17 protein-coding genes and 1 pseudogene are annotated in these 22,872 nt (G+C 61.6%); 3 read left to right on the forward strand and 15 right to left on the reverse strand.

Annotation, left to right across the window (positions count from 1 at the left end):
- The 14 genes and pseudogenes from JFV30_RS09735 to JFV30_RS09800 form a co-directional block, all read right to left on the reverse strand.
- Positions 1-2,538, reverse strand: coding sequence for a PAS domain-containing hybrid sensor histidine kinase/response regulator (locus JFV30_RS09735; protein ID WP_201123349.1), 2,538 nt, complete (start codon positions 2,536-2,538; stop codon positions 1-3).
- Between the two features lie 135 nt (positions 2,539-2,673).
- Positions 2,674-4,632, reverse strand: a complete 1,959-nt coding sequence (locus tag JFV30_RS09740; protein ID WP_201123351.1) for an acetoacetate--CoA ligase — start codon at positions 4,630-4,632, stop codon at positions 2,674-2,676.
- Positions 4,633-4,804: 172 nt separating this feature from the next.
- The gene (locus JFV30_RS09745; RefSeq protein WP_169388038.1) at positions 4,805-5,578 is read right to left on the reverse strand and encodes a 3-hydroxybutyrate dehydrogenase; all 774 of its coding nucleotides are present in this window, start codon (positions 5,576-5,578) and stop codon (positions 4,805-4,807) included.
- 7 nt (positions 5,579-5,585) lie between these two features.
- The gene (locus JFV30_RS09750) at positions 5,586-6,977 is read right to left on the reverse strand and encodes a GntP family permease (protein WP_010173338.1); all 1,392 of its coding nucleotides are present in this window, start codon (positions 6,975-6,977) and stop codon (positions 5,586-5,588) included.
- A 330-nt stretch (positions 6,978-7,307) separates the two neighbouring features.
- Positions 7,308-8,704 (reverse strand): annotated as a pseudogene (locus tag JFV30_RS09755) (sigma-54 interaction domain-containing protein).
- On the reverse strand, positions 8,701-10,272 hold the full coding sequence (locus JFV30_RS09760) for an ABC transporter ATP-binding protein (RefSeq protein WP_201123353.1): 1,572 nt from the start codon (positions 10,270-10,272) through the stop codon (positions 8,701-8,703). Before JFV30_RS09760 ends, JFV30_RS09755 begins: the two are co-directional and overlap by 4 nt.
- Before the next feature lie 11 nt (positions 10,273-10,283).
- On the reverse strand, positions 10,284-11,306 hold the full coding sequence (locus tag JFV30_RS09765) for an ABC transporter permease (protein WP_003208019.1): 1,023 nt from the start codon (positions 11,304-11,306) through the stop codon (positions 10,284-10,286).
- The gene (locus JFV30_RS09770; RefSeq protein ID WP_201123355.1) at positions 11,306-12,367 is read right to left on the reverse strand and encodes a microcin C ABC transporter permease YejB; all 1,062 of its coding nucleotides are present in this window, start codon (positions 12,365-12,367) and stop codon (positions 11,306-11,308) included. The genes JFV30_RS09765 and JFV30_RS09770 overlap by 1 nt, the downstream gene beginning before the upstream one ends.
- A complete protein-coding gene (locus JFV30_RS09775; RefSeq protein WP_201123356.1) occupies positions 12,367-14,226 on the reverse strand; it encodes an extracellular solute-binding protein in 1,860 nt (619 codons plus the stop codon). The genes JFV30_RS09770 and JFV30_RS09775 overlap by 1 nt, the downstream gene beginning before the upstream one ends.
- 140 nt (positions 14,227-14,366) lie before the next feature.
- The gene (locus tag JFV30_RS09780; protein ID WP_003208024.1) at positions 14,367-14,648 is read right to left on the reverse strand and encodes a peptidylprolyl isomerase; all 282 of its coding nucleotides are present in this window, start codon (positions 14,646-14,648) and stop codon (positions 14,367-14,369) included.
- An 88-nt stretch (positions 14,649-14,736) separates the two neighbouring features.
- Entirely contained in the window at positions 14,737-15,594 is an 858-nt protein-coding gene (locus tag JFV30_RS09785; RefSeq protein WP_242487047.1) for a response regulator transcription factor, read from the reverse strand.
- A gap of 56 nt (positions 15,595-15,650) precedes the next feature.
- Positions 15,651-17,069 (reverse strand): aminotransferase, encoded by a 1,419-nt coding sequence (locus JFV30_RS09790; protein ID WP_201123360.1) that lies wholly within the window; start codon positions 17,067-17,069, stop codon positions 15,651-15,653.
- A gap of 25 nt (positions 17,070-17,094) precedes the next feature.
- Entirely contained in the window at positions 17,095-18,195 is a 1,101-nt protein-coding gene (locus JFV30_RS09795) for a polyamine ABC transporter substrate-binding protein (protein ID WP_201123362.1), read from the reverse strand.
- 103 nt (positions 18,196-18,298) lie between these two features.
- Positions 18,299-18,793 (reverse strand): DUF1543 domain-containing protein, encoded by a 495-nt coding sequence (locus JFV30_RS09800; protein ID WP_201123364.1) that lies wholly within the window; start codon positions 18,791-18,793, stop codon positions 18,299-18,301.
- A gap of 108 nt (positions 18,794-18,901) precedes the next feature.
- On the opposite strand from JFV30_RS09800, the gene JFV30_RS09805 reads away from it, so the two are divergent.
- Positions 18,902-19,723, forward strand: a complete 822-nt coding sequence (locus JFV30_RS09805; RefSeq protein WP_201123366.1) for an aldo/keto reductase — start codon at positions 18,902-18,904, stop codon at positions 19,721-19,723.
- A 55-nt stretch (positions 19,724-19,778) separates the two neighbouring features.
- Here the strand turns inward: JFV30_RS09805 and JFV30_RS09810 are convergent, their stop codons facing one another.
- Complete coding sequence (locus JFV30_RS09810) at positions 19,779-20,294, reverse strand: Hcp family type VI secretion system effector (RefSeq protein WP_003208034.1); 516 nt, start codon at positions 20,292-20,294, stop codon at positions 19,779-19,781.
- A gap of 477 nt (positions 20,295-20,771) precedes the next feature.
- On the opposite strand from JFV30_RS09810, the gene tssA reads away from it, so the two are divergent.
- Together tssA and tssB are read left to right on the forward strand one after the other, a co-directional pair.
- On the forward strand, positions 20,772-22,325 hold the full coding sequence (tssA, locus tag JFV30_RS09815; protein ID WP_201126158.1) for a type VI secretion system protein TssA: 1,554 nt from the start codon (positions 20,772-20,774) through the stop codon (positions 22,323-22,325).
- 32 nt (positions 22,326-22,357) lie between these two features.
- Complete coding sequence (gene tssB, locus JFV30_RS09820) at positions 22,358-22,855, forward strand: type VI secretion system contractile sheath small subunit (protein WP_201123368.1); 498 nt, start codon at positions 22,358-22,360, stop codon at positions 22,853-22,855.
- The last annotated feature ends 17 nt before the right edge of the window (positions 22,856-22,872 follow it).

Below are 22,872 nucleotides of genomic sequence, written 5' to 3' on the forward strand. Positions count from 1 at the left end.
TCAGGCCTCTGAGCTGATCATGCTGCGGATTTTGTTAGCCAGCAGGTCAATCGAAAACGGCTTGGCCACCATGTCCATGCCTTCCTCCAGGAACCCCTGGCGCTCGGCGGCTTTCTCGGCGTAACCGGTCATGAACAGCACCTTGAGTTCGGGCCGGTGCTGCCGTGCAATCTCCGCCAGTTGCCGGCCATTCATCCCGGGCAGGCCCACATCGGTCACCAGCAAGTCCACGCGCAGATCGGACTCCAGCAACGGCAGCGCCGCCCGTGCATCCGCCGCCTGATGGGCGGTGTAGCCCAGTTCATCCAGTACATTCACCACCAGCATCCGCACTGCCGGGTCGTCCTCGACCACCACCACCGCTTCACCCGCCAGCGCCACCGGGGCTTCGGCCTGGCTGGCGGGCGCGGTTCTTTCCAGCGCGGTGCCATGCAGGCGGGGCAGGTACAGGCGCACGCAGGTGCCCTGGCCAGGCTGGCTTTCAATGGTGACGTGGCCGCCGGACTGCTGGGCAAAGCCATAGATCATCGACAACCCAAGGCCGGTGCCCTGGCCGATGGGCTTGGTGGTGAAGAACGGGTCGAAGGCCTTGGCGAGGATCTTGGCGGTCATGCCGGCGCCGTTGTCGCTCACGCCGAGCATCACATAGTCGCCGGCCTTGACCGGCTCCAGGGTGCTGATGTCGGTGCCGTCGAGGTAGCTGTTGGCGGTCTCGATGCACAATTGCCCGCCGTCGGGCATCGCATCGCGGGCGTTGATCACCAGGTTGAGCAGGGCGTTTTCCAGCTGGCTGGCGTCGGTGTTCACCGGCCACACGTCGGCGCCCAGGTTCACCTTGAGTTCGATGTGCGCGCCCTTGGTGCGGCGGAACAGGTCTTCCAGGGACGCCACCAATTGGTTCGGGTCCACCGGCTTGCGGTCCAGCGACTGGCGGCGCGAGAAGGCCAGCAGGCGGTGGGTCAGCGCGGCGGCGCGATGGGCCGAGGACACGGCGGCGTCGGTGAAGCGGCCGATCTCGTCGCTGCGCCCGGCGGCGATGTAGCGTTGCATCAGGTCCAGGCTGCCGATGATCCCGGTGAGCATGTTGTTGAAGTCATGGGCGATGCCGCCGGTGAGCTGGCCGACCGCTTCCATCTTCTGGGCATGGCGCAGGGCGTCTTCGGCACGCTCGCGCTCGAACATCTCGTTTTGCAGGCGCTGGTTGGCTTCGGCCAGGGCCTGGGTGCGCTGGCTGACGCGCTCTTCGAGGTTTTCGTTCAGCTGACGCAGGGCTTCTTCGGTGAGCTTGCGCTCGGTCTCGTCGATCACAAAAATGTAGAAACCGTTGACCGAACCGTCGGCGCTGAAACGCGGCAGGTATTTCATCAGCGCGTGGCGCGGCCGCCCGTCATGGTGCGGCGTGACGGTGACAAAACTGCAGGCCTTGCCCTTGAGCGCCGCTTCGATTTTGTCGACGCGCCCGGCATAGACTTCATCCCCCAGCACCTCGCGGATGGACTTGCCGTACAGCTCCTGCGGGGTCATGCCGTACCAGTCCAGGTAGGCGCTGTTGTTCAGGCGAAAGCGTTGCTCATGGTCGACATAGCCGATCAGCACCGGCATGGCGTTGATGATCAACTGCAGCTCGGTCTGGCTTTGGCGCAGGGCCTGTTCGGTGTGCTTGCGTTCGGTCAGGTCGAGGGCGGCGCCGAGAAAGCGCGCCGGGCGGCCATGGTGGTCCTTGTAGCAGCGACCCCGGGCAAACACCCAGCGCACTTCGCCACCGGCTTGCAGCAGGCGGTATTCCTCGGCGTATTCGGTGCCGTGGGTGATGCAATGCTTGATGCTGCGGGCCACCATGCCACGGTCTTCGGGGTGCACGCCTTGCAGGTAATCGCTGATGGGCAGCAGGCCGGCATCGCAAGGATCAACGCCGTGCAACTGGGCGAAATGCGCGTCGGCGATAAACCGGTCTTCGCCGATGTCCCAGTCCCAGGTGCCCACGGCGTCGGTGGCGGCCAGGGCCAGTTGCAGGCGCTGCTCGGTGTTGCGCTGGGCCTTGAGGCTGTTTTCGGTACGCTGCTGGAGTTCCAGGGCGATGCGCCGGCGCTCGTTGGTTTCGATCGCGGTGATCAGGATCCCGGCGACCTGGCCGCGTTCGTCACGAATCGGGCTGTAGGTCAGGTCGAGCCAGATCTCGGTGTCACGGTGGTTGCGTTGCAGCACGAAACGCTGTTCGGTGAAGGTGCGCACCTGGCCCGTGAGGACGGCGCTGTAGATCGGGTCGGTGAACGGCTTGAGTTCCGGCCAGATCAGGTCGGCGGGCTGGCCGAAGGCAGCCGGGTGCTTGTTGCCGGCCAGCAGGGCGAAGCCGTCGTTGTAAATCTGGGTGAGTTCGGCGCCCCACAGCAACAGCATCGGCATCGGCGAATGAATCACGATGTCGACGGCTGTACGGAGGCTTTGCGGCCAATCAATGGCGTCACCGAGGGGGCTTCGTGCCCAGTCCAGCCGCGCAATCAGTGCCGCGGCCTCGCTGCCGGTGGGTGATACGTTCATGTAAATGCCCTGCGCGTAACGCTTGAAGAATGACAAAAGCCGATTATCCCGCGAGCGGGGATCGGCTTTCCACCCTCGAAAAATAGCATGCTTGAGGGCTTTGTCTTCAAATGAGTGCTTAAGGGCTAAAACGTTTCATCTTTCTGCCAGCTCCCGACGGTCACGGAATTGCTCCAGGGCTTCGGGGTTGGCCAGTGCGTCGGTGTTCTTGACCGCCTCGCCGTGCACCACATTGCGCACCGCCAATTCAACGATCTTGCCGCTGATGGTGCGCGGGATATCCGTCACCGCCAGAATCTTCGCCGGCACATGGCGTGGCGTGGTGTTGGCGCGGATCACCTGGCGGATCTGCTGCTCGAGGGCGTCATCCAGTTCGATGCCATCGTTGAGACGCACAAACAGCACCACTCGCACGTCGTCCTGCCAGCGTTGGCCGATGGCCAGGCTTTCCAGGACCTGGGGTACCTTTTCCACCTGGCGATAAATCTCCGCAGTGCCGATGCGCACACCGCCGGGGTTGAGCACGGCGTCTGAACGGCCATGGATCAGCAGGCTGCCATTGGGCCGTTGTTCGGCGTAGTCGCCCTGGGCCCACACGCCGGGGAACTGGCTGAAATACGAGGCCCGCAGTTTTTTCTGATCAGGGTCATTCCACAGGCCGATGGGCATCGCCGGGAAGTGTCGGGTGCACACCAACTCGCCTTTTTCGCCCACCAGCGGGTGGCCCTGGTCGTCCCACACTTCGATGGCCATCGCCAGGCTCTTGCACTGCATCTCGCCACGGCGCACCGGCAGCACCGGGTTGCCGATCACAAAGCAGGAGACGATGTCGGTACCGCCCGACATCGACGACAGGCACAGTTCGGGCTTGATCTCGCGGTACACGTAATCGTAGCTCTGGGGCGACAGCGGCGAGCCGGTGGAGATCAAGCCCTTGAGGCTGCCCAGGTCATGGCTCAGGCGCGGTTGCAGCCCGGCTTTTTCCAGGGTCGCGAGGAATTTCGGGCTGGTGCCGAATACGCTGATTTTCTCCTGATCGATCAGGTCCATCAGGCGTTCCGGCCCGGGGTGAAACGGTGAACCGTCATAGAGCACCGCCGTGGCACCGATGGCCAATACCGACACCAGCCAGTTCCACATCATCCAGCCGCAGGTGGTGTAGTAGAACAGGCAGTCGTCCCGGGACAGGTCGGCGTGCAGGCCGTGTTCCTTGAGGTGGGTGAGCAGCACGCCGCCGGTACCATGGATGATGCACTTGGGCACGCCGGTGGTGCCGCTGGAATACAGGATGTACAGCGGGTGGTCGAAAGGCACGGCGACGAAGTCGGGCTCGCCGCCGGGGGTGTAGAAGTCGCTCCAGAGTGCGACGCTGGCTTGGGTTTGATAGTCCTCGGGGCGCGCTTGCGGGCGGGCATACGGCACGATGATCAGTTGTTGCAGGGACGGCAGCCGTTCGAGGATTTCATTGAGCTTGCTGCTTTGGTCGATGACCTTGCCGGCGTAGCGGTAGCCGGCGCAGGTGATCAGCACCTTGGGTTCGATCTGGCCGAAGCGGTCGATCACGCCCTGGGTGCCGAAGTCGGGTGAAGAGCACGACCAGATGGCCCCGAGGCTGGTGGTGGCGAGCATGCCCACCAGGGTTTGCCAGGTGTTGGGCATGCACGCGGCCACCCGGTCACCCATGCCCACACCGGCGGCCCGCAGGCTGCGTTGCAGGCCGGCGACGTGGCGGGCCAGTTCGGCGTAGGTCAGTTGCTCGCGCTGGCCGTCTTCGCCGAGGGCGACCACGGCGGGGTGATCATCGCGGCGGCGCAGCAAGTGTTCGGCAAAGTTCAGGGTGGCGCCGGGAAACCACTGGGCGCTGGGCATCTCGGCGTCTTCAATCAGCACTGCGCTGGGCGGTGTACGGAACTGCACATCGAAGAACTCGACAATCGCCCGCCAGAAGTCCGGGCGCTGGTCGATGCTCCACTGGTGCATGGCCGGGTAGTCGCTGATCTGCAAGGCATGGCGATCATTGATGAAGCGCCGGAACTGGTCCATCCGGGTGGCGTGGATGCGTTCGGGGGAGGGTTGCCAGAGTATTTCGGACATAAGGAAATCTCTTGTTCTTGTGTCAAATCTGCCAAACAACACAGGTCAAAATGTGGGAGCTGGCTTGCCTGCGATAGCGGTGTGTCAGGTGCCAGTGATGCAAGCTGACTCACCGCTATCGCAGGCAAGCCAGCTCCCACATTTGATCTCCGGTGTCTTTGGGGATCGTCGTTTATTGGGCCAGCCAGCCACCGTCGATATTCCACGCCGCGCCGCGCACCTGGCTGCCGGCTTCGCTGCACAGGAACAGTACCAGTTCCCCCAGTTGTGGCGGCGTCACGAATTCCAGCGACGGCTGCTTCTCCGCCAGCAAATCATGCTGCGCCTGTTGCGGGTCCACCCCGGTCGCGATGCGATCATCAATCTGCTTCTGCACCAGCGGCGTCAACACCCAACCCGGGCAAATGGCATTGCAGGTGACATTACTCTGGGCCGTTTCCAGGCCCACCACTTTGGTCAGGCCGATCACCCCGTGCTTGGCCGCCACATAGGCCGCCTTGCCCACCGAACCCACCAGACCATGCACCGAAGCGATATTCACGATCCGCCCCCAGCCCCTGGCCTTCATGCCCGGCAGGCTCAGGCGCGTGCTGTGGAACACCGACGACAGGTTGATCGCAATGATCGAGTCCCAGCGCTCTACCGGAAACTCATCCACTGGCGCCACGTGCTGGATCCCGGCGTTGTTCACCAGGATGTCGATGCCGCCAAACTCGCGCTCGGCGTAGGCGATCATCTCGGCGATCTGCGCCGGGTCGCTGACGTCGGCAGGGTGATGCCCGACCTTGCCGCCGAAGGCCTGCACCTGGGCGATCACCGCGCTGGCGTCGCCGAAACCGTTGAGGATCAGGTTGGCGCCGGCCTTGGCCAGGCTCAGGGCAATGCCCAGGCCGATGCCGCTGGTGGAGCCTGTGACCAGGGCGGTCTTGCCGTTCAATGTCGTCATATCAACCTCACACAATGCCGGTGGCGTAGAAAGTACCAATCACCACGAACACCGCGAGGGTCTTGATGATCGTGATGCCGAAAATATCTTTATAGGCTTCTCGGTGGGTCAGCCCGGTCACCGCCAGCAGCGTGATCACGGCGCCGTTGTGGGGCAGGGTGTCCATGCCGCCGCTGGCCATGGCCGCGACCCGGTGCAGTACTTCAAGGGGGATATTGGCCGCATGGGCCGCTGAAATAAAGCTCTCCGACATGGCCGCCAGCGCGATGCTCATACCGCCCGAGGCAGAACCGGTGATGCCGGCCAGCAGGGTCACGGTAATCGCTTCGTTGACCAGCGGGTTGGGGATGCCCTTGAGCCAGTCCGCCAGCACCAGGAAGCCCGGCAAGGAGGCGATCACCGCACCAAACCCATATTCCGACGCGGTGTTCATCGCCGCCAGCAGGGCACCGCTGACCGCGCTCTTGCTGCCTTCGGCAAGCTTGCTGCGGATCGCCGAGAAACCGAACACCAGCACTACGATGATCCCCACCAGCAAGGCCGCCTGCACCGCCCAGATCGCCGTCAGCTTGGCGACTTCGGTTTGTACCGGCGCGCTCATGCCCGGCAGGCTGAGGGTGTGGGTCTTGCCGTACCACAGCGGAATCCAGTGGGTGAACAGCAGGTTCATGATGCCCACCAGCAACAGCGGCGACAGGGCGATCCACGGGTTGGGCAGCTTGATGTCTTCGGCGGTTTCCGGCTCGTTGCGCAGGTTGGTGCCATAGCCTTCACCGGCGCGCTGGGCCTTGTTGCGCTGGCGGGCCAGGTACAGCATGCCGACGCAGAACACGAAGATCGTGCCGATCAATCCCAGCCACGGCGCGGCCCAGGCGGTGGTGTTGAAGAAGGTGCTGGGGATGATGTTCTGGATCTGCGGCGTGCCGGGCAGGGCGTCCATGGTGAACGAGAACGCACCGAGGGCGATGGTCGCCGGCAACAGGCGCTTGGGGATATTGCTCTGGCGGAACATCTCGGCGGCAAACGGGTACACCGCGAATACCACCACGAACAGCGACACGCCGCCGTAGGTCAGCAGGGCGCACACCAGCACGATCACCAGCATCGCCTGGCGGGTGCCGAGCAACTGGATCGCCGCGGCGACGATGGAGCGTGAGAAGCCGGAAATCTCGATCAGCTTGCCGAACACCGCGCCGAGCAGGAACACCGGGAAATACAGTTTGAGGAAGCCGACCATTTTCTCCATGAACACCCCGGTAAAAGCGGGAGCGACGGCGGAAGGGTCGGTGAGCAGCACGGCGCCGAGGGCGGCGATGGGGGCAAACAGGATGACGCTGTAGCCACGGTAAGCGGCCAGCATCAGCAACGCCAGGGCTGCGAGGGCAATGATCACACTCATGGTGTGTCTCCATCTGATTGTTATTTTTGTGGGGGTGAGGCTGTGGGGAGGGGCTATAGCGAGATGTGTGCCAAGTGGTTAACTTGTTGAAATGTAAGGGTAAAATTGTCTTTGGATGCTTGGATTCCGGAATTTGTCTCTGAATTGAGACTGGCGCTGATCAAATGTGGGAGCTGGCTTGCTGTGGTGAGGGGGCTTGTCCCCCGTCGGGTTCACCACAGATTGATGGGGCTGCTTCGCAGCCCAGCGCGGGGCAAGCCCGCTCGCCACAGCAAGCCCGCTCCCACATTGGATTTTCTCTGTATTTGGAATTGTGTCTCTTTTTGGAGACTAGGCGATGCCCAAGGCAACCATCTTCTTGTACAAGGTCGACCGGCCCAGCCCCAGTCGCTTCGCCGCCTCCACCACATTCCCCTCACAGGCCTTCAACGCCGCCCCAATCACCTGCCGATCAAACCGCTCCCGGGCCGCGCTGAAACGCTCGCCCTCAACCGTCTCTACCGAACTGTGCTCCACCGGGCTGAACGTCCCGATGGCTGCGCGAATTTCGCTGGCATTCAACACCAGGTCATCACTCAACAACGCCGCCCGTTCCAGCACATTGCGCAGTTCGCGGATATTCCCCGGCCATGCATGCTGTGCCAATAACGCCAGGGCCTCGCGATCCAGCTCATGCTGGCTGCGCAACTCCTCCAGAATCGCCTCGCTCAGCGCCGGCAAATCATCCAGCCGCGCGCGCAATGGCGGCACCTGGATCGGCAGCACATTCAGCCGGTAATACAGGTCCGCCCGAAATTCGCCGCGCTTGATCGCCGCTTCCAGGTCCATCGACGTGGCGGCAATCACCCGCACATCGCTGTGGATCATCTCGTTGGAGCCCACCGGCTCGAACTCTTTCTCCTGCAACACCCGCAGCAATTTGCTTTGGAGCGGTAGGGGCATGTCGCCGATCTCATCAAGGAACAGCGTGCCGCCCTGGGCAATTTGCAACTTGCCGGGACGGCCCTTGCGGTCGGCGCCGGTAAACGCGCCCGGTGCGGTGCCGAAGAACTCAGCTTCCAGCAAATCATGAGGAATGGCCGCGCTGTTGATGCTGACAAACGCCTTGTGTGCCCGGGGCGAGGCACCGTGAATCGCCTGGGCCAGCAGCTCCTTGCCGGTGCCGGTTTCCCCAGCAGCAACACCGGCGACTCCGCGCTCGCACTGCGCCGCGCTCGGCGTTTGACTTCCAGGCTGGCCGCGCTGGTGCCGATAAAGTGCGCGAAGTTGTACTTGCTCTGCCGCGACCTCAGCAGTGACCGGGTAGACGCCAGTTCCTGCTGCATGCTCAGGTAGCGCTCGATCAGCGGCGACAGGTTGCGCAGCTCATCAAACAGTGCAAACCCGATCGCTCCGATCACCTTGCCCGCATCGTCATGGATCGGCAGGCGCATCACCACCAGCGGGCCTTTGGGGGTGTCCTGGATGTCCAGCAAAATCGGCTGGTCATTGCGCACCACCTGGCGCAGCAGGCTGTTGGAAATCACCTGCTCACAGGGTTGGCCGATGGCGTCGTCGGCGTTTTTCAGGCCGAAGCGCTTGGCGTAGCGCTCGTTCATCCAGACGATATTCGCGTCGCCGTCGACAATCACGGTGCCTTCGCTGGACTGCTCGATGATCTCGAACAATGATTGGATCGCCAGGCCGCGAACGTATTGGTAATCCTTGAGGCTGCCGGTGGTGCTCATGGGTGCGCCGCCGCGAGGAGTTCCCGGGTGTAGGGGTGTTGAGGCGCGGCAAACACTTCATCGCTCGGCCCGCGTTCCACCACCTTGCCGTCCTTGATCACGATCATGTCGTGGGCCAGGGCCCGCACTACGGCGAGGTCATGGCTGATAAACAGGTAGGTCAGGCCGTACTTTTCCTGTAGCTCAAGCAGCAATGCCACCACCTGTTTCTGCACGGTACGGTCCAGCGCCGAGGTGGGTTCGTCCAGCAGGATCAACGCCGGCTTGAGCACCAGGGCGCGCGCAATGGCGATGCGCTGGCGCTGGCCGCCGGAGAATTCATGGGGGTAGCGATGCCGGCTGGCGGGGTCCAGGCCCACATCTTCCAGCACGCGGATCACCTGGGCTTCGCGGTCCTTGAGGCTGCATGGGGCATGCACTTCCAGGCCTTCGCTGATGATCTGCGCCACCGACATCCGTGGGCTGAGGCTGCCGAACGGGTCCTGGAACACCACCTGCATCTGCTTGCGCCACGGCTGCATCTGCTTTTGCGTCAGGCCTTCGAGGGCCTCGCCCTGGAAGCGAATCGCGCCGCTGGAATCCAGCAGCCGCAAAATCGCCTGGCCCAGGGTGGATTTGCCCGAGCCGGACTCGCCGACAATGCCCAAGGTTTTGCCGCGCTGCACCGTCAGGCTGATGCCATCCACGGCTTGCAGGTACTGCTTGCGCCGGAACAGGCCGCCGCCCAGCGGGAACTGCACGCTCAAGTCATCCACCTGCAACACCGTGTCGCGCACCTCGTGATTCAAGACGATGCCTGCCGGTTCTGCATCCAGCAGCAGGCGGCTGTAAGGGTGCTTGGGCGCGCAGAACAAGGTTTCGCAATCCGCCTGCTCGACAATCTCCCCGGCCTTCATCACGCACACCCGCTGGGCAATGCTGCGCACCAGGTTGAGGTCGTGGCTGATCAGCAGCAGCGACATGCCCAGGCGCTGTTGCAGGGACTTGAGCAGCAGCAGGATCTTGCGCTGCACCGTCACGTCCAGTGCGGTGGTCGGCTCGTCGGCGATCAACAGTTCCGGCTCGCAGGCCAGGGCCATGGCGATCATCACCCGCTGGCGCTGGCCGCCGGAGAGTTGATGGGGGTAGGCCTTGAGGCGCTCCCGGGGTTTCTGGATGCCCACCAGTTCGAGCAGTTCAAGGATGCGCGCCTGGGCTTGCTTGCCGCCCAGGCCCTTGTGCAGCAGCAGGGTTTCGCCGATCTGTTTCTCGATGCTGTGCAGCGGGTTCAGGGAGGTCATTGGCTCCTGAAAGATCATCGCAATCCGGTTGCCCCGCAGTTTTTGCAGGGTGGCGGGCGAGGCGCCGAGCAGTTCCTGGCCGCGATAGCGCACTGAACCGGTGGTCTCGGTGCCGGCTTCGGGCAGCAGTTGCAGGATCGAATGGGCAGTCACCGACTTGCCCGAACCCGACTCGCCCACCAGCGCCAGGCACTCGCCGGGGCGTACATCCAGGCACAGCTTGCGCACCACGGTCTGGCCGTTGAAGGCGACGCTCAGGTCGCGAATCTCGATCAGGTTTTCAGTCATCTCAACGGCCTTCATGAGCGTGGGTCGAAGGCGTCACGCAACGCCTCGCCGATAAACACCAGCAACGACAGGATCAGCGCCAGGGTGAAAAACGCAGTCAGCCCCAGCCACGGCGCTTGCAGGTTCTGCTTGCCCTGGGCGATCAGTTCGCCCAAGGAGGCGCTGCCGGCGGGCATGCCGAAGCCGAGGAAATCCAGGGCGCTCAAGGTGGAAATCGCCCCGGTCAAAATGAACGGCAAGTAGCTCAGGGTGGCGGTCATCGCGTTCGGCAGGATATGCCGGCGGATGATCTTGCCGTCCCCCAGGCCCAGCGCCCGCGCGGCCTTGACGTACTCCAGGTTGCGCCCCCGCAGGAACTCGGCGCGCACCACGTCCACCAGGGCCAGCCACGAAAACAGCGCCATGATGCCCAGCAACCACCAGAAATTCGGCTCGACAAACCCCGACAGAATGATCAGCAAGTACAGCACCGGCAGCCCGGACCACACTTCCAGGATGCGTTGCCCGAGCAGGTCGACCCAGCCACCGTAGTAACCCTGCAAGGCCCCGGCGGCGATGCCGATGGCGGCGCTGATGGCGGTGAGGGCCAGGGCAAACAGGATCGACACCCGGGCGCCGAAGATCACCCGCGCCAGCACGTCGCGGGACTGGTCGTCGGTGCCCAGCCAGTTCACGCTCGAGGGCGGGCTGGGGGCAGGGCGGGTCAGTTCATAGTTGGGGGTGTCGTCGCTGAACGGGATCGGCGGGAACAGCATCCAGCCGCCGTCCTTCTTGATCAGGTTCTGCACGTATTCACTGCGGTAATCCGCCTGGAACGGCAGCTGCCCGCCGAACTCCTGCTCGGTGTAGCGTTTGAACACCGGGAAATACAGCTCGTTCTGGTAGCTGAGCACCAGGGGTTTGTCGTTGGCGATCAGTTCGCCGCCGAGGGTCAGGATAAACAGGCCGATAAACAGCCACAGCGACCACCAGCCGCGACGGTTTTTCTTGAAGCGTTCAAAGCGCCGGCGGGCCACGGGAGAGAGCTTGAGCATCAGGCGTTCCTCGCGGCGAAGTCGATACGCGGGTCCACCAGCGTGTAGCAGAGGTCACCGATGAGTTTTATCAAGAGGCCAAACAACGTGAAGATAAACAATGAACCGAATACCACCGGATAGTCCCGTGAAACCGCCGCTTCGTAGCTCATGCGGCCCAGGCCATCAAGGGAGAAAATCACCTCGATCAGCAGCGAACCGGCGAAGAACACGGCGATAAACGCCTGGGGAATCCCCGAGATCACCAGCAGCATGGCGTTGCGAAACACATGGCCGTACAGCACCCGGCGTTCGCTCAAGCCTTTGGCCCGTGCGGTGACCACGTACTGGCGGGTGATTTCATTGAGGAACGAGTTTTTGGTGAGGATGGTCAAGGTGGCGAAACCGCCGATCACCAGGGCGCTGACCGGCAAGACCAGGTGCCAGAAGTAATCGGCGATCTTGCCCACGGTGCTCAACTGGTCGAAGTTTTCCGAGACCAGCCCGCGCACCGGGAACCAGTTCAGCGAGGTGCCGCCGGCGAATACCACGATCAGGAACATCGCAAACAGGAACGCCGGCATCGCATAGCCAATCACGATGGCGGTGCTGCTCCACACATCAAAACTGCTGCCATGGCGCACCGCCTTGCGAATCCCCAGCGGGATCGACACCAGGTAGGTGATCAAGGTGGCCCACAGCCCGAGGGAAATGGTCACCGGCATCTTTTCGAGGATCAGGTCGGTCACGCTTTTACCGCGAAAGAAACTGTTGCCGAAGTCCAGCTGGGCGTAGCTCTTGAGCATCAGCCACAGGCGTTCCGGCGCGGGTTTGTCGAAGCCGTATTGTTTTTCGATGTCCTTGATCAGTTTCGGGTCCAGGCCACGGCTGGCCCGTGAACCACTGCTGAGGCTTTCGGCAGACGAGCCGCCGACACTACCGCCCCCGATGCCTTGCAGGTGGGCGATGGCCTGCTCCACCGGCCCGCCGGGCGCGGCCTGCACGATAACGAAGTTCACCAGCAGGATAATCACCAGGGTCGGAATGATCAGCAGCAAGCGCCGCACGATATAGGCAAACATCAGCGGGCTCCCGGGCGTTTGGTCAGTTCGGCTTTCATCTGTTCATTGGTCAGCGGCGTGGGGCTGATTTCCCACCAGGTTTCCAGGGCTTCGTCGGTTTTGGCTTCCACCGCCGGGCGGCCGAAGCGGTTCCACCACGCGGCGGAGGTGCCCGGCGGGTAGTAGTTGGGAATCCACAGGTAATTCCATTGCAGTACGCGGTCCAGGGCGTGGGCGTAACTGAGCATCTGCGACTGGGTGTTGGCCTTGACCAGGCCGTTGATCAGGCTGTCGACGGCCGGGTCTTTCAGCACCATGTAGTTGTTGGCGCCGGTATCAAACGCGGCGGCGGAACCGAAGTAGTTGTACAGCTCCATCCCCGGCGAAGTGGTGACCGGGAAGCCGGTGACGATCATGTCGTAGTCCCGGGCCATCAGGCGATTGACGTATTGCGAGGAGTCGATACGGCGGATGTTGAGGGTGATGCCGATCTGCGCCAGGTTGCGTTTGTACGGCAACAACAGGCGTTCCATGCCGTTCTGGGCATTGAGGAAGGTGAACTCCAGCGGCTCGCCGGCGGCGTTTACCAGTTTGTCGCCGTCGGGCTTCCAGCCGGCCTGTTCCAGCAGCGCCAGGGCTTGCAGCTGCTTGTCGCGAATCATCCCCGTGCCATCGGTGGTGGGGGCCTTGAACACCTGGGTGAAGACTTCATCGGGAATTTGCCCGCGCAGGGGTTCCAGAATCGCCAGCTCCTGGGCGTCCGGCAGTTGGGTCGCTGCCAGCGGGCTGTTGGAGAAGAAGCTCTGCTGGCGGATGTACATATTGCGCATCATCTGCCTGTTGGCCCATTCGAAGTCCCATAGCATGGCCAGGGCCTGGCGCACGCGGCGGTCCTTGAACATCGGTTTTTGCACGTTGAACACGTAGCCCTGGGCCGGTTGCGGTGCTTCCTTGGCCAGGTGCGCGCGTTGCAGGCGGCCATCGTCAAGGGCCGGGCCGTTGTAGCCGATGGAGTAGCCGGTGGCGGAGAATTCGCGGTTGAAGTCGTAGGCACCGCCCCGCAGGACCTGGCGCGCCACTTCGGTGTCGCCGAAGTATTCGAGGCTCAGGTGATCGAAGTTGTACAGGCCACGGCTGATGGGCAGGTCTTTGCCCCACCAGTTCGGGTCGCGCTTGAAGGTAATGGTGTTGCCGGCATCCACCTTGCTGATGGTGTAGGGGCCGCTGCCGAGGGGAATCTCGTAGCCGCCGCCGTTGGCGAAGTCGCGGGTCTTCCACCAGTGCTCGGGAAATACCGGCAGGGTGGCGACGTCCAGGGGCAGGGTGCGGTTTTCATTGCTTGCGAAATCGAATCGCACATGGCGCGGGCCTTCGACTTCCACGTGTTTGACGTCGGCGAACAGCGTGCGGTAGCGCAGGCTGCCCTGGGTCATCAGCAGGTCGAAGCTGTAGCGCACGTCTTCGGCGGTGATCGGCTGGCCATCGGCGAAGCGCGCCTTGGGGTTCAGGTAAAAACGCAGGGACAGACCGTCGTCTGACCGCTCCATCTTTTCCGCCACCAGGCCGTAGACCGTATAGGGCTCGTCCAGCGAGCGCAGGGCCAGGGGCGAATACAGCCAACCGTCGACCTGGCTCACGCCGATGCCTTTGTCGCCGTAGGGCAGCACATGGTCGTAGCGGCCAATCTCGATCGCCGAGCGCCGCAGGCTGCCGCCCTTGGGGGCATTCGGGTTGACATAGTCGAAGTGGGTGAAGCCGGGTTGGTATTTGGCCGGTTCGCCGTACACGGTCAGCGCCGATTGCGGCGCGGCGATCACGGCGGTGCTGGCCAGCAGCAGGGCCAGGGTGGAGCAAAACAGGGTAGAAAAAGCGACTCGCATTATCAGCCTTGGGCGCCGGGTGAAGAGGTAAAGGGATTTGTACGCTAAGCGCGTACGCATCGCCAGTCATCACACTGTCACAGATGCACAACGGCCCACCAAAGGGCGGGCCGTTGTTTCAAGCATTAGCGCGGACCGGATCAGTCCTGGCGGCTGGTCACTTCCAGCAGGTGATAACCGAACTGGGTTTTCACCGGGCCTTGCACAGTGTTGACCGGGGCGCTGAATACGACGGTGTCGAATTCTTTAACCATTTGGCCCGGGCCGAACGAACCCAGGTCGCCGCCTTGACGGCTGGACGGGCAGGACGAGTTGGCTTTGGCAACTTCGGCGAAATCGGCGCCGCCTTCGATTTGTGCTTTCAGTTCGTTGCACTTGTCTTCGGTGGCAACGAGGATGTGACGGGCGGTGGCTTTGGCCATGAGGGGTATCTCCTTGGGTAAAAATGCTGAGCGTACCGGATTCAGGTGGTTATTTCCTGGCAAAGTTCCCCCGGGTTGCCCGGACGGCTCAGGATCGGGCCATCACACCGCTGTGGGTCAGCCAATCGATAAACAGCGCAAACAGCTCCGCCTGGGAGTTGATCTCAAGCTTGGTATACAAATGCTTGCGGTGCATGCGTACGGTTTCCGGGGAGATGCCCAGCACCTGCGCGGTGGATTTCACCGAGTGTCCGCGCAGGATCAGGTGGGCAATTTCCCGCTCGCGCACGGTCAATACGCCGCTGCCAAAATGCATGAACGCGGCTTCAATCTGCTGATGCACCTGGGTCTGGGTGAAGGCTTCGTCGCTGATCACCTTGCACAACCCGCCCGTGGTGCCGAAGCGGCGCAGCAGTTCACGCACGATGGGTTGGGCGGTTCGCAGCAGCGCCAGTTGTTCGTCACTGAACTGCCCGGCACTCAGGCCCTGGAACATGCACAGGGAGATTTTGCTGTTGGGGCACAGGTCGACGATGTAGTAGCTCTCCTGGGCGCCGCCGCTGCGCAGGTAGTAGGTCTTGTAGTACTCGCTGCTGAAGAAGTCGTCCGGGGCGATTTGTGCCAGGTGGTAGAAACCTTCGGCCAGGCCCTTGTCCACTGCGAGGCAGAACGGGTCCAGCAGGTAGCCCCGGGAAAAGTAGCGGTTGATGATTTCTTCGTAGTGCGGCCGGGGGATGCCTTGCTGGTAGAGCAAGTGCGGCGCCTGGCCCTGGCGCTCCAGGCTGATCATCATCGATTCGATGGGGGTCAGGGCGCTGAGGGCGCAGGCCAGGTGTTCAAGGAATGACGCCTCGTCAACGCTGACGAAGGCGTGGGCCAACGCGCCATTCCAGGCTTCAAGAACCTGGAAGGACGGGGCAGGGCAGTGATCGGCATTTTGGCTCATGCCGGCCAGTCTACCCGCCGGCCACGGCCCCGGCAAAAGCACCGAGGCGGCGGGATTCATCGGCCTTGATACTCGCCGCTTTGGCGCAGCTCTTCGGCGGTGTCCAGAATGCACTGGCGCAGGATCTCCACCACTTGATCCACCTGGGCATGGGTGATGATCAACGGCGGCGACATCACATTCAGATGGCCGATGGGCCGCACCAGCAAGCCTTTGGCCTGGGCCCGCAGGTGGATTTTCTCGCCGATGTTCACCGCGTCCGGCAGCAGCGCCTTGGTGTGTTTGTCGGCGACAAACTCGATGCAGGCCATCAACCGCTGGCAACGCACGTCACCCACCAGCGGCAGATTGGCCAGGGTTTGCAGGCGCTGTTCCAGGTACACGCCGACGTCTTCGACATGGGCCAGCAGGTTTTCCCGCTCGATGATCTCGATGTTCTTCAGCGCCGCCACGCAACTCACAGGATGGCCGCTGTAGGTGAAACCGTGGGTAAAGCAGCGGCCCTTGCCCGGCTCGCCGATCACTTGCCAGATGCGGTCCGAGAAAATACACGCGCCCAGGGGCAGGTAGCCGGAGGTCAGGCCCTTGGCGGTGGTGATGATGTCTGGCTGCATGTCGAACACCTCCTGGGAGGCGAAGAATTTTCCCAGCCGGCCGAAGGACGTCACTACTTCATCCGCCACGTACAGCAGGTCATAACGTTGGCAGATTTCCCACATGCGCCGGTGGTAACCCTTCGGCGGAATGATCACACCGCCCGAGCCCATGATCGGTTCGGCAAAGAACGCCGCCACCTTGTCGGCGCCAATCGTGAGGATCTTGTCTTCGAATTCGTCCACCAGGAAATCGAGAAATTGCGCCTCGCTCATCCCCGCAGGCGCCCGGTAATAGTTGGGGCATGAAACGTGGTGGAACAGGTCGCTCATGAAATCGAATTCCGGCGCGCGGTCGGCGGCCTTATTGCCGATGGACATCGTCAGGAACGTGGAGCCGTGGTACGCGCTGAATCGCGAGATGATGTGCTTCTTCTCGTGCTTGCCGCGACTGTTCTGATAGAACTGCACCAGGCGGTAGGCGGTATCGACCGCCGTGGACCCGCCGGTGGTCAGGAATACATGGTCAAGGTCGCCGGGGGCCAGGCTGGCAAGCTTGGCGCACAGTTCGATGGCGGTGACGTTGGCCATGTCGCAAAACGGGTTGGAGTACGCCAACTGGCGAACCTGGTTGGCGATGGCGTCGGCCATTTCCTCGCGCCCCAGGCCGATATTCGTGCACCACATGCCGCCGACCGCATCCAGGTAGCGGTTGCCGGCGGTGTCGTAGATGTAGGCGCCGTCGCCGGCCGCGATGTTCAGCGAGCCTTGTTCGCGGTGCTCGTCGAACATGTGGAAGCCGTGCATGTAATGGGCCTTGTCGGCGGCGTCCAGTTGGTCATGGTCGAACTGGGCGAAAAAAGCAGGATTTGGCAGAGTCATGGCATTTACCTTCAATGGCTGGGTTTCACTTGCCGGTCTTCACGGCATTCCAGGTACGGGTGATCAGGCGCACGGCGGCTTGGGACTGGCTTTTCTGGGTGAACAAGCGCTGCATCGTTGCCGCGTCCGGGTAGATGGCCGGGTTGTCGCGAATGTCTGCGTTGACCAGGGGCTTGGAGGCCAGGTTGCTGTTGGCGTAGTGAATGGTGTTGCTGACGCCGGCGATGACTTCGGGCTGCAGGAGGAACTCGATGAACTTGTGGGCATTCGCCACATGGGGTGCATCAGCCGGGATGTAGAAATTATCGAACCAGATCAGCGAGCCTTCCTTGGGGATGAAGTAACCCAGGTTGACCTTGGCCCCGGCTTCCGCCGCCCGGGCCTGGGACGTGGCGTAATCGCCGGACCAGGTGGTGGCCATGCACAGCTCACCGTTGGCCAGGCCGTTGATAAAGCCGCTGGAGTCGAATTTACGGATGTAGGGCCGTACTGCCATCAACACATCCTGGGCAGCCTTGAGGTCTTTGGGCGCCACGCTGTTGGGGTCCAGGCCGAGGTAGGTCAGGGCCAGCGGGATCATGTCGGTGGGAGAGTCGATAAAGGTGATGCCGCAGTCGGCGAAACGCGAAATGATCTTGGGGTCGAAGATCATCGCCAGGGAGCCGATGGGGGCGTCCGGCATGCGTTCCTTGATCTTGTCGATGTTGTAGGTCACGCCATTGCTGCCCCAGGTGTAGGGCGCGGAATAGGTCACGCCCGGGTCATGGGTTTCCAGGCTTTTCAGCACTTGAGGGTCGAGGTTATTCCAGTCGGGCAGCAGCGCTTTGTTGAGGGGCTGGAACGCCTTGGCCTTGATCAGCAGCGGGACCAGTGAAGCGTTGAGCACCACCAGGTCATAACCCGAGCGCCCGGAGAGCAACTTGCCCTGTACGGTTTCGTAGGAATCATAGGTGTCGTAGATCACCTTGATGCCGGTGGCTTTTTCGAAGTCGGCGAGGGTGTGTTCCCCGATGTAATCGGCCCAGTTGTAGATGCGCAAGGTGTTGCCCGGGTCGTCAGCGGCCTGGCTGAGGGACGTTGATGCAAGCAAGACAGCGCTGAACAGGGCGATAACGGCTTTATGCATGGCGGACCCACCTTGAAGTTGTGCTTGTTGTCAGGCCGAGGGGCTGATTGCACTTTCAGGCAGGTAGCGGGTGGGCGCCATACCCCGTTCGGGTAGGAGGCCGTCAGGGCAAGACGATGTAGTCGTTTTGCGTGATGATCGGGCGGTGTGCGCCGGGTTCCAGATGGATATAACGCCCGTCTACCAGGTCGATGGGCAGGCAATCGTCGATATCCAGCACGCCGTCGGTATGGGACTGCGTCCAGTGGCTGAGCATCTGCTGTTTGCCCTGGGCTGCAGCTTCCCTGGCCGTGCGGGCAACCACCAGCAGGTAGTGGTGGGCTTCGCCAAAGCTATTGGCTTCATAACCGCCCAGGTTGATGAAGTACAGGCGCGGTGCCCCGGCGTTAGGCGCCAGGTGGCTGAGCTGGAGTTTCCAGCCGTCAATCCCGTCGACCGTCATCCAGGAATCGATATGCACACCTTTCTGGCTGCCGAACCAGCCATCGCGCAGTTGCGGATAGGCGGCTTCCAGGGTGTCGGCAACGGCAAACACTACGTCGTGCACTTCGATTTTCGCCCGGGGATGCTTGCCCCCGAGCATGACCACAAACAGCATTGCACGTCCTTTCTAAGGCTAGGATGGAAAGTGCCACCATCCTTCGATTGAACCCTTTTGTCCAGTCAGTGCCACACTGTTAATTCGCGAATTCATCAGGAGGTTGTCATGCGTACCATTGATCTGGCCGGCGTTCCCGTCCCTGTCATCGGCCAGGGGACCTGGCGCATGGGCGAAAATCCCGACCAACGCAGCGCTGAGGTATCCGCTTTGCAACTGGGGATTGATGAGGGCATGACCCTGATCGATACCGCTGAAATGTACGGCGAAGGCGGCGCCGAAGAAGTCGTCGGCGAGGCGATTCGCGGCAGGCGCGACCAGGTGTTCCTGGTCAGCAAGGTGTACCCGCACAATGCCAGCCGCAAAGGTGTTCCGCAGGCCTGCGAGGCCAGTCTCCAGCGCCTGGGCACCGACTACATCGATCTGTATCTGCTGCATTGGCGTGGGCAGTATCCCCTTGAAGAAACGGTGGAAGCCTTCGAGCGCTTGCGTGAGGCTGGCAAAATCGGTCGTTGGGGCGTGTCCAACTTTGATGTGGCCGACCTGCAGGAACTGGCGTCCCCGGCCTGTGCCACCAATCAGGTGCTCTACAACATCGAAGAGCGCGGTATCGAGTTCGACCTGCTGCCCTGGTGGCAGCAACACAATTTGCCCTTGATGGCCTACTGTCCCATCGCCCAGGGTGGCGAGCTGTTGACCAGCCCGACCCTCAAACAAATTGCCCGTCGCCACGAGGTCACACCCGCCCAGGTTTCCCTGGCTTGGGTCTTGCGCCAGGACGGTGTGATCGCGATTCCCAAGGCCGTGACGCCCGAGCATGTGCGGCTCAATGCTGTGGCGGCGAAGCTTGTGCTGGATGAGCACGACCTGGACGCAATTGACCGGGTTTTCGGTGCGCCCAAACGCAAGCATCCGCTGGCGATGGTCTAGTGCCCGACAGAAACGGCGCCGTCCATGGCGTTGCCGTTTCTGTTTCGGGTTGTGCTTAGCCAGCTACCGGGCTGCGCCAATCATCAGAGCCCGAGGTGCCGGACACTTCGTGGGTCCAGACGATTTTCCGGTAAGTGAAATACACATCCTCCAGGTGCGTGAAGTGCGCGTTGTTCGGGTCCTGGCAGTTAGGCATCCGTGACTGGATGTCTACCAGGATCGCGTCCTCCAACTCGATGGTGAAGTAGTGCTCCTGCGTGCCGGCTGAAGAGGTGCGGTACCACTCAAGGCGGCACTTGACCATTTCCCCGGAGGTCAGGGCGCTGAACAGCAGCGGTGAAGACTTATCGAACACCTTGCTGATCATCAGGGGTTTGTGCACGCGCTGACCGGTCGGCTGGCCGGATTGCGGGTCTCGGGGAATGATCACCTGATGCTGGAATGCTTCCACCAGGATCTGGTCTTCGTGGCCTTCCTGATAAATGTTGCCGACCGAGTCCTGGGTGAATGTGCCTGCCGTGATCAAGCCTTGCTTGGTGCCGGTGATGGAGAGATACGCGGGTGTTGGCATGACGGGTTTCCTTGCCTGATAAATGAGGTCGCCCCAGCCGACTGATTTGCCGACTGGGTAATGCTCGATATCAAGAAGCGTGCCGGAAAGTTAAGGAGGTAATGAAAACAGGGAGTTAAGATTTTATCGGGTCTTGTTTCGACGGAGAGTGCTGATTTGTAGCTGGCGTTAATTGTATTTATTTGCGCATAGGTGTGCAGTTAGTTGCTCATGTCGATACAGGGTTTCGTTCGCAGGGTCTGCTTGATTAATGGTGTTAGTTGTTGTTTTGGCTGCGCAAATTGTTGCGCATCGTCGAATTATATATTTTCGTAGGAAATTCCTTAACCATCGTTTCGTGGCTTGAACATTGTTTTTTGCACGGATAAGGTTCGTGCTCTTCCCGCCGGGAAGACGAACTTTAAACAGCGTTCTGGTGGGCGCTTGAATTGCCATTAGTTCGCTGAATATATCCAGGGAAGTAAAGTGCGGCCAATGATGGTTTATTCAGACAGGCTTTCCGATTATTACCTCGAACTTGCGCAGGCACCCAACTCAAAAGCGAGTTTTGCGGGCGTCGATATGCGTTTTTCGACCGAGTATGAGGCCCTTGAAACCGAGCTCGGCAAGGCGCATTCCCTGCACGGTAACAGTCAGCCTGACTGGCAGTGGGTGGTGGAAAAAAGTGAGGCCCTGTTACGTCATCAATCCAAGGACTTGCGGGTTGCCGTCTGGTTGACCTGGGCATTGCATCAGCGCGAGTCCTTCGCCGGCCTTCTCGCCGGCCTCGGATTGTTGCGCTACCTCTGTGAGCATCATTGGGCGGTCGTATATCCAGGCAAGCTGCGCACCCGCAGCGCCGCATTTGGCTGGCTGGTGCCGCGCCTTGGGCAGGTGCTTGCGCAAAATCTTTCGTTCAAGGACCAGCGCCCCCTGTTCCATTGCATGCTCGAACACCTGGTCCGGCTGGATGAGCTATGGACCGAACATCTCTCTGAAGACGCGCCGCTGTTACTGCCTGTTCGCAGGCAACTGTCGGACAGGCTGCAGCAGGCCACCGAGAGTGACCCCCCTCCAGGCGGTACGGCCGCGGTGATCGCCCAGATCAAGCAGGTGGCCACTCAGCTGCTGGCGCCCGAGCCGGTCGTGGATAACGAAAAGGACGCTCATAAGCTGCTGCGCACGTTGCAGGAGAGTGCCCGGCCTCTGTCGGCCTGGTGGCAGCGCCAGAATGCCACGGACCTGCGTGCGCTGCGCCTGAACCGAACCTTGACCTGGCTGACGATCACCAGCCTCCCGGATTGCAACAGCGAGCAGGTCACGCCTTTGCGAGGCCCTGCGCCGGACAAGCTCAAACGTTACCAGGAGCGCTTCGCCCTGGGGCAGCACGCCGACCTGTTGTTGGAGCTTGAGGCCAGTCTGGCGTGCGCACCTTTCTGGTTTGACGGTTTGTATCGGGTGTGGGAGTGCCTGCAGGCACTTCAGGCCGATCTGGCCATGACCGAGCTGGAAGTGCACTTCGCCCTGTTGCTCCAGCGATTGCCGTGGCTCCTACAGCTGCGCTTCCACGATGGAACTCCCTTCGCCGACTCCGTTACCCGAGGCTGGATCAACACCCAGGTTACCCGCCATTTGCAAGCCACGGTGACCCCCAAGTCGGTGCCTGATGCCCAGGCAGCGCCCTGGGACAAAGCGTTGCATGACGTTATGCCCGTATTGCGCAAGGACGGGTTCAAGGCGGCCGTTCGGTCGCTCAAGCAAGGCATGCAAAGCGCTGCAGGTGAGCGTGCCCGGTTTCATTGGCGACTTGGCCTGGCCCGGTTGTGTGTCCTGGCGGGCAAGCATGACCTCGCCAAAGTCCAGCTCGACCATCTGGACCACGAACTGCAGCAATCAGGCTTGCAGCGCTGGGAGCCCGAGCTGGCGGTTGAAGTGCTGCAACTCTTGTATGGCTGTTGTGATGTGTTGCCGCAAAGCCATTCCGTGCGTGAGCGCAAGGAAGAAGTCCATCGCAGGCTGTGCCACTTCGATCTTGAAGCGGTACTTGAATAGGCTTTCGAGCCACCCGAAAAAGGAGAAACACCATGGCGAAAGAAGGTTCGGTAGCCCCCAAGGAACGCATCAATATCACGTTCAAACCCGCCGTCGGCACTGCGCAGGAAGAGGTCGAGCTGCCGTTGAAACTGCTGGTGCTCGGCGACTTCACCCAGCGTGAAGACCTGCGCAAGCTGGAAGATCGCAAGCCCATCGGTATCGACAAGAACAGCCTTGACGAAGTGCTGGCCAAGCAAGCCTTGAGCCTGACGTTAAACGTTGCCAATCGGCTCCAGGACGCTGCCGAACCTGATGAGTTGGCGATCCAGGTCAGGATCAATGCGATGAAGGATTTCAACCCTGCACACCTGATTGAGCAAATTCCCGAGCTGAAAAAGCTCATGGAATTGCGTGATGCACTTGTTGCGCTCAAGGGACCGCTGGGCAACACACCCAGCTTTCGAAAAGCCATTGAAGACGCCCTCGGCGATGACGAGTCCCGCACCCGGGTCTTGGCTGAACTGGGGCTGGACAGCTCCGCCGTATGACTCTTTCAGTAAAAGGA

This window comes from Pseudomonas sp. TH32 (assembly GCF_016650855.1).
GTDB lineage: Bacteria > Pseudomonadota > Gammaproteobacteria > Pseudomonadales > Pseudomonadaceae > Aquipseudomonas.